The sequence below is a fragment of the Dietzia sp. genome, assembly GCF_036741115.1.
Classification (GTDB): domain Bacteria; phylum Actinomycetota; class Actinomycetes; order Mycobacteriales; family Mycobacteriaceae; genus Dietzia.
In genome coordinates this window covers 22224-29850 of the sequence record NZ_DAINST010000023.1, presented here as the reverse complement: position 1 = coordinate 29850, position 7627 = coordinate 22224, and the positions used below count along the sequence as shown (strand labels likewise).

The following is a 7627-nucleotide window of genomic DNA, read 5'->3' as shown; positions in this document are numbered from 1 at the left end:
AGCGGGTGGTAATGCAGCAGGAGCGGGCGGTTGGGAGAGTCGATGTCTTTGTCCCACACCTCCTTGTTGAGGAAGTGCTCGTCCTGCGGGTGGACGCCGAGCTCGTCGTCGTACGCGATGTGCATCTGCTCGGCCGCGCGGAGCCACTCCTCGGGCTCCGTTTCGCGGAGATGCAGGCGGTTGACCATCGCCTCGTACGTTTCGGGCGCGCGGCGAACCATTTCGGCCACAACTGTCGCGGCGGCGTGCAGATTCGCGCGCGCCATGACGTTGGTGAACAGGTTGTTGTCCACCACCGTCGTGTACTCGTCGGGGCCCGTGACCCCGTGGATGTGGAACTCGGACCGCGAGTTGAAGAACCCGAGCGAGACCCACATTCGCGCGGTTTCGACTAGGACGTCCACGCCCTCGCGTGCCATGAACTTTTCGTCGCCCGTAGCCAGCGTGTATTTGACCAAGGCGTGCGCGATGTCGGCGTTGATGTGGTACTGCGCGGTGCCGGCCTCGTAATACGCAGACGCCTCACGCCCGTTGATCGTGCGCCACGGGTACAGCGCGCCCTCGACAGAGAGGACCTTTGCGCGCTCGCGCGCTGACTCGAGCATCGAGTAGCGAAAGCGTAGCGCGTTTCGTGCGTACTGCGGCGAGGTGTACGTGAGGAACGGCAAGACGTAGGTCTCGGTGTCCCAGAAGTAGTGGCCGTTGTATCCAGAGCCGGTCACGCCCTTCGCGGCGATACCGTTCGTCTCGGCGCGCGCGGACACCTGCGCCAGCTCGAACAGGTTCCAACGAATTGCCTGCTGGGTCTCGGGGGCACCCTCGACTTCGACGTCAGACCTAGCCCAAAAGTCGGCGAACCAGTCGCGCTGCATCTGCTCGAGCCGCTCGACGCCGAGGTCGAGGGCGCGGCGCAGCGTGCGCGAACAGCGGTAGCCGAGCTCGCGGCACGGCACCTCCCGCGACGTGTGGTACGACGCCATCTTGACCAAGCGGATCGGCCGACCGGGCTTCGCCTGGACGTGATAGACGGCTTTGGCGGAGTCGTCGTCGATAAAGGTGCGCAGCTCGTAGTTGTTCTCGGTGATCAGCTCGTGGTCGTTGGCGACGGCGATCGTCATCCCGGAATTCGCGCACCGGTAGCCGAGGATCTGGTGCTCGCCTTCGCTGCGGCGCAGGCGCGGCTCGAGAACGCGGTGGTTGAACGCCTCACTCTTGCGCGGATCGAACTTCCCGCCGGCGGGCGACGCGAGGTGGTATTCGTCCTCCCCGTCCTGCCGGTTGAGGAGCTGCGAAGAGATCACGACCGGCGCGGAATCCTCCGGCAGCACCACCTCGTACGTGTAGACCGCAAGGTGCTTCTCCTCCATGGAGACCATGCGGGTCGAGCGGATCAGGACCTTTTTTCCTGACGGCGTACGCCACGTCAGCTCGCGGCGGAGGATGCCGTCGCGGAAATCGATGGTCCGCGAATAGTCCTCGAGGTCCGCGATCTGGACGCGCAACGGCTCGTCGTCGACGTACAGCCGGATGGTCTTCGTGTCGGGCGCGTTGACGATGGTCTGGCCGTCGCGGGCGAGACCATACGCGTCCTCGGCGTGCTCGATCTGCCAGGTCTCGTGGAAGCCGTTGACAAAGGTGCCGTGCTGATCCGAATCGCGGCCCTCCTCCGGATTGCCGCGGAGCCCGAGGTAACCGTTGCCCACGGAGAAGACGGTCTCGGAGACACCGAGGGGACCTGCCTTCGGGTTGGTCTCGCTCCAGCTCCACGGGTCAACGGGGTGCACGGAGCGGTCGATCTCGGGCACCTCGAGGTGGCTGCGGAGGTTGACGCCGTGCGTCGTGCGGGTGAGTCCGGCGGACGGGAGGTAGGAATTCATCGCGGGCCGCTTTCAGGCATCGGTGATTCAGGCATCGGTGATTCGGGCATCGTGCAGTTGAACTGGCTTGAGACTCTAGAGCAACTCGTCGAGCTCGCGAACTACGACGGTGGCGCCGGCGGAGCGGAGCGCCGCCTCCCCCGCCCCGCGGTCGACACCGATGACCCCTGCGAAATCCCCAGCCGCCCCGGCCTGGACACCGGAAACCGCGTCCTCGACGACGAGGGCCTCTGCGGAGGGGACGCCGAGGAGCTCCGCGCCGTAGGCGTAGGTATCGGGCGCGGGCTTCCCGGGGAGGCCGAGCGAGGCGGAACGTGCGCCGTCAACCACTTCGGGGAAACGGTCGCGCAGGCCGGCGGCGGTGAGCACCTGGCCGGCGTTCTTCGAGCTGGAGACGACCGCCTTGGGCACGCCGGCGGCGTCGAGGGCGTCGATAAAGCGGACCGAGGCGGGGTACGGCTCGATGCCGCGCGAGAGGAGGTCGAGGAAGAGCGCGTTCTTCTGCTCGCCGAGCTCGTCGATCTTGGCCGGATCGGCGGCGATGCCCCGGTCCTCGAGCAGCGAACCGATGCCCGCGGTGCGGGGCTTGCCGTCGAGGAAGTGGAAATAGTCGGCGTCGGTGTATTCGGCGACGCCCTCGGCCTCGAACAGGGGGCGGAAGAGGCCGGCCCAGGCCTGCATGTGGAGGTCGGCGGTCGGCGTGATGACCCCGTCGAGGTCGAACAGCACGGCCGAAAAACGTCCGAGTCCCGCGAGTTCCATCAGAGCTCCGCTCCCTACTCTTGCACTACTTCCGGCTTGCACCACTTTTTCCGCCTACGTTTCGCCGCCAACAGTATCGAGTTTCCGGGATTGCCGCGCCGTACGGAGACGGGCTTTGCAAGGATGGAGGCTCGACGTGAACTCACGCTTAGGAGACCCTGGTGAAGCTTTCTGGTTTTGGGCGCGCGCGCAACGCTTTCGGTGCAGCGCTCGTCGCCGTGATCTCCGGCGCGGCGCTGGCGGGGTGTTCCTCGGGCGATGGCGCGGACGCTGGCGACGGGGACGGCGCGGCGAGTTCGTCCGCGCAGGACGGGTCCGGAGCTGACGGCGCGGGATCCGGGATCGGCTCGAATACGGAACTTGCCGGGAAGCTGGTCACGACGGACGACCTAACGTCCCTGTCCCCCGCAGGGAAGACGGAGGCGCTGCCAGACGAGACGATCCAGACGTACGTCAAGGGCCGCGAGCAGATCAAGGACCAGGCCTCGCTGTTCGGGCAGCCGTGTGACGACATCCTGCACGCCGACACGGTGGTGGACGGGCTGCTGTCCGACGCGGTGATCACGCAGGTGACCTCCGGCGACTCGAAGATCACGGTGGCGCTGCGGCCGGGGAAGCTCGAGCCGTTCCTCGACCAGAGCGCGTACGCCGGCTGCCAAGGCGCGCAGATCCGCTCGGAAGACTTCCCAGAAGAGGAGGGCAAGGATCCGTTCCTCGTGACCCTCGGCATCTCCACCGACGGGATCTCGCCGGTCGACGGCGGGGAGGGCTTCCGCGAGACGCGGGACATCGTGCGCAGCAACGAGAGCGGGGAGACGACGCTCAACCGGAACGTCTCCCTGCACGGCTACGCCGGGGACACATCCATCGAGATCTCGTACGCCGCCGTCGGGAACGACGTGAACGCAGACCCCACGAAACCGGGCGACGGGGATCGCGCTCAGGCAATCCTCGCCGCCCAGGTGGCCAAGCTCCAGAAATAGGGCTCAGGGGTTAGAGCTCGGGGTTAAAGCTACAGGTTGATCATGTGACCCTCGATGCCCTCGGCGGTCTCCTTAATCGCCTCGGACAGCGTTGGGTGGGTGTGCACGTTGCGCGCGATCTCGGCGGCGGTGAGATCCCACATCTGCGCGAGGGTCAGCTCGGGGAGCAGCTCGGAGACGTTAGCGCCCACGAGGTGCGCGCCGAGGAGCTCGCCGTGCGTGCCATCGGCGACGAGCTTAACGAAGCCGCTGGCGTCACCCTGGCCGAGCGCCTTGCCGTTCGCGGAGTACGGGAACTTCGACACCTTGACGTCGTAGCCCTCGTCCTTCGCCTGCGCCTCCGTGAGCCCGAAGGACGCGACCTGCGGCTCGCAGAAGGTAGCGCGCGGCATCATCCGGTAGTCGCCGAGCGTCTGGGTCTCGGCGCCGGCCATGGTCTCGGCGGCGACGACGCCCTGCGCCTCAGCGACGTGGGCGAGCTGCAGCTTGGCGGTCACGTCGCCGACGGCGTAGATGCCGGAGACGTTGGTGCGCATCTGGTCGTCGATGGCGATCGCGCCGCGGTCGGTGAGCTCGACGCCCGTGTTCTCCAGACCGTAGCCCTCGACGCGCGGGGCGAAGCCGACGGCGACGAGCACGCGGTCGACGGAAACCGTCTCGGAGTTCTTGCCGTCCTTGGACTCGATATCGACCTCCACGGTGTCGCCCTTGTCGCGGAGGCCGGTGGTCTTGTGCCCGGTCTTGATGGTGACGCCCAGCTTCTTGAACGCCTTGTTGACCTCCTTCGACACCTCCTCGTCCTCGTTGGGGAGGACGCGGTCCATGAACTCGACGACCGTGACGTCGACCCCGTAGTTGGCGAGGACGTAGGCGAACTCCATGCCGATCGCGCCGGCGCCGATGACGACCATCGAATCGGGGAGGTCGCGGTCGACGATGAGCTCCTCGTAGGAAACGACGTTGTCGGAGAGCTCGATCCCCGGGAGGGTCTTGACCACGGAGCCCGTCGAGATGATGACGTTGTCGAAGGTGTACTTCGTGCCATCGACCTCGATGGTGTGGTCGTCGACGAACGTGCCGTGCCCGTCGATCTCGGTGATCTTGTTCTTCTTCATGAGGAAGTGGACGCCCTTGACGATGCCCGCGGAGACCTTGCGGCTGCGGTCGACCGCGGAGCCGTAGTCGAAGCTCACCTCGCCGGAGATGCCGAACTCCTTGGCGCGGTGGTTGAAGGTGTGGGCCACCTCCGCGTTCTTGATCAGGGACTTTGCCGGGATGCAGCCCACATTGAGGCACACCCCGCCCCAGTACTTTTCCTCCACGACGGCCACGTTGAGGCCGAGCTGCGCGGCGCGGATCGCGGCGACATAACCGCCGGGTCCGCCGCCGAGGACGATGAGATCGAATTTGTTGTCAGCCATGCTCCCCACAATAAGCGACTCTGCCGCCGCTCGCCGTCGGCGGTCGGGAGGCGCGCAAGGGGCACTCGGGGCGGCACTCGGGGCGGCAATCGAGGAGGCACTAGAGGCAGCAACCGGAAGCACGAAACCGCCCCCTCCCGGTGGCCGGGAGGGGGCGGTTCGGGAGCCCGCGGGCTCTGAGCTTCGAGGGCAGGCCCTAGTTGCTCGAGGCGGCACCGATCGCAGACTTGATGAACGTCGCGACCATGTCGCCGATGGAGTCGGCGATCTTGTCGGTGAGGTCGTCGGAACCGCTGGTGAGGCTGCCGGTGAAGTCGAGGCTCATGGAGTGTCCTTCCGCTTGGTCGGGCGCGTTTATGCTCCCGTGATGTCCACGCTCAGCTTATAGAAATCCCAGGCCTCCGATCAATGGTCTGGGGAGGAGTTTTCTTCGAGTTCAAGTACCTCTAAGGACTCCCGTCCCACGGCCCCCGCAGGCATCATGTACGGATGACTACATCTCGCGATCCACACCTCTGGCTCGAGGACGTCGACTCGGCGGCGGCCCTCGCATTCGTCCGCGACCGCTCCGACCGCACGCTCGCCGCCGCGGAGTCCGATCCGGGGTTCCTCGAGCTCGAGTCCGAGGCCCGCGCCATCCTCGACTCCGCCGACCGTATCCCGTGGGCCACGTTGCGCGGGGACTGGGCATACAACTTCTGGCGCGATGCCGAGCACCCGCGCGGGGTGTGGCGCCGCATGCCGTCACATCTGTATATGACGGCGGAGGGGCCGGATCCCGCCTCGCCGCACTGGGTCGAGCTGCTGGACGTGGATCGTTTGGCCGCCGAGGAGGACGTCAACTGGGTGTACAAGGGCACCACGGTGCTCAGGGACGTTGTCGGGGGCGAATCGCGCGCGCTGTGCCAGCTCTCGCGGGGCGGCGCGGACGCCGTTGTCGTCCGGGAATTCGACCTCGACGCCGGCCGCCTCATCCCGGCGAGCGAGAGCGGCTTCGTCCTGGAGGAGGCGAAGACCGACGTCACATGGGTGGACGCCGACACCGTGGCGGTGGTGTCCGCGCTCGGCGAGGGGCAGGCGACGGATTCCGGGTACGGGCGCACGGTGCGAGTGTGGCGGCGCGGGACGCCGTTCGACACCGCGGCCGAGGAAGTGTGGGAAGGCAGGCGCCGCGACGTCGCGGTGGGTTTCTCGCGGGACCCCGGGACGGGGCGCGAGATCGCGAGCCGGGCGCTCGACTTCTACGCGAGCACGTACGCGGCACGGATGCCCGGTTCCGGTAAGTGGCACCACCTCCCCCTGCCGGAGGACTGCAGGCTGCTGGCGCTTCCCGACCACGCCGTGCTGCTCCCGCGGACGGACATGGAAATCGGTGGGGTCACGATCCCGGCGGGCGGAATCGGCGCGGCCGCGTGGGACGAGCTCCTCGGCGACTCCCCCGCCGCAACGCTGCTGTGGGCGCCTTCGGCGAGCCAGGCGCTCGAGGACGTTACGGCGACCCGAGGCGCGCTGCTGTGCACGGTCCTCGACGACGTGGCCTCGAGCCTGTTCTGGCTCGCCCCGGACACCGGGACATCGACGCCCGTCGCCGGGGTCCCCGAGAACTCCGAGGTGTCGGTGGTCGCGGCGGATCGGCTCACCTCCGGTGCCGCGATCCTGTCGGTGAGCTCGCCCGTCACTCCGCCGTCATCGGTGCTCATCCACGAGCCGGGCGGGCCCGCCCCGCAGCGATTGGCCGCCATGCCCGAGCGCTTCGACGCCGAAGGGGTGGAGGTCGAGCAGTACTTCGCGACCTCGGAGGACGGCACGAAGGTGCCGTATTTCGTTATGCGCCCTGGCGGGCCCGAGGGCGCGGCCCGCACCGAGCCCTCCCCCACGATCCTCTACGGATATGGAGGCTTCGAGATCGCGATGACCCCGTCCTACGCCGCGCTGCGCGGCAAGCTGTGGGTGGAGCGCGGCGGGACGTACGTGGTCGCGGGGATCCGCGGCGGCGGCGAGTACGGGCCCGGCTGGCACACGGCGGCGCTGCGGGAGAAGCGGCTGCGCGCGTACGAGGATTTCGCGGCGGTGGCGCGGGACCTGGTCGGGCGCGGGATCACGACCCCGGAGCAGCTCGGCGCGTACGGCGGCTCGAACGGCGGCCTTCTCATGGGGGTCATGGCGACGCGCTACCCCGAGCTGTTCGGCGCGATCGTGTGCGCGGTGCCGCTGCTCGACATGCGGCGTTACCACCTGCTGCTCGCTGGCGCCTCGTGGGTCGCAGAGTACGGCGATCCCGACGTGCCGGGCGACTGGGAGTTCCTCTCCGAGTACTCGCCGTACCAGAACGTGGTGGCCACGGCCGAACGCCGTTACCCGCCGCTGTTCGTGACGACGTCGACGCGCGACGACAGGGTCCATCCGGGCCACGCGCGGAAGTTCGTCGCCGCGCTGGAGGAGGCCGGCCAGGACGTCACGTATTTCGAAAACACCGAGGGCGGGCACGCAGGGGCCGCGAACAATGCGCAGGAAGCGCGGAAGAACGCGCTGCTGTACTGGTTCTTCGCGCGCGAGCTGGGGCTCTAGCAATATCGGGATAGAG

Annotated in this window: 6 protein-coding genes; 2 read left to right on the top strand and 4 right to left on the bottom strand. The window is 67.7% G+C overall.

Going from position 1 to position 7627, the window contains the following annotated elements:
* Together V7E05_RS05535 and V7E05_RS05530 are read right to left on the bottom strand one after the other, a co-directional pair.
* A partial coding sequence (locus V7E05_RS05535; RefSeq protein WP_333618676.1) for a glycoside hydrolase family 65 protein occupies positions 1-1877 on the bottom strand: 1877 nt, incomplete at its 3' end.
* Between the two features lie 75 nt (positions 1878-1952).
* Positions 1953-2639 (bottom strand): HAD family hydrolase, encoded by a 687-nt coding sequence (locus tag V7E05_RS05530; protein ID WP_333618675.1) that lies wholly within the window; start codon positions 2637-2639, stop codon positions 1953-1955.
* 161 nt (positions 2640-2800) lie between these two features.
* On the opposite strand from V7E05_RS05530, the gene V7E05_RS05525 reads away from it, so the two are divergent.
* On the top strand, positions 2801-3622 hold the full coding sequence (locus V7E05_RS05525) for a hypothetical protein (protein ID WP_333618674.1): 822 nt from the start codon (positions 2801-2803) through the stop codon (positions 3620-3622).
* A 29-nt stretch (positions 3623-3651) separates the two neighbouring features.
* Here V7E05_RS05525 and lpdA read toward each other — a convergent pair whose 3' ends face one another.
* A complete protein-coding gene (gene lpdA / locus V7E05_RS05520; RefSeq protein ID WP_333618673.1) occupies positions 3652-5043 on the bottom strand; it encodes a dihydrolipoyl dehydrogenase in 1392 nt (463 codons plus the stop codon).
* Between the two features lie 196 nt (positions 5044-5239).
* Positions 5240-5368: a hypothetical protein gene (locus V7E05_RS05515; protein ID WP_333618672.1), complete on the bottom strand. Its 129-nt coding sequence runs from the start codon at positions 5366-5368 to the stop codon at positions 5240-5242.
* 164 nt (positions 5369-5532) lie between these two features.
* Here V7E05_RS05515 and V7E05_RS05510 point away from each other — a divergent pair, with 164 nt between their 5' ends.
* Positions 5533-7611, top strand: a complete 2079-nt coding sequence (locus V7E05_RS05510; RefSeq protein ID WP_333618671.1) for a prolyl oligopeptidase family serine peptidase — start codon at positions 5533-5535, stop codon at positions 7609-7611.
* The last annotated feature ends 16 nt before the right edge of the window (positions 7612-7627 follow it).

Bases quoted from the DNA above. Each gene is read 5' to 3' on its own strand.
- V7E05_RS05530 (WP_333618675.1), bottom strand. From the start codon at position 2,639: ATGGAACTCGCGGGACTCGGACGTTTTTCGGCCGTGCTGTTCGACCTC.
- lpdA (WP_333618673.1), bottom strand. From the start codon at position 5,043: ATGGCTGACAACAAATTCGATCTCATCGTCCTCGGCGGCGGACCCGGC.
- V7E05_RS05515 (WP_333618672.1), bottom strand. From the start codon at position 5,368: ATGAGCCTCGACTTCACCGGCAGCCTCACCAGCGGTTCCGACGACCTC.
- V7E05_RS05510 (WP_333618671.1), top strand. From the start codon at position 5,533: ATGACTACATCTCGCGATCCACACCTCTGGCTCGAGGACGTCGACTCG.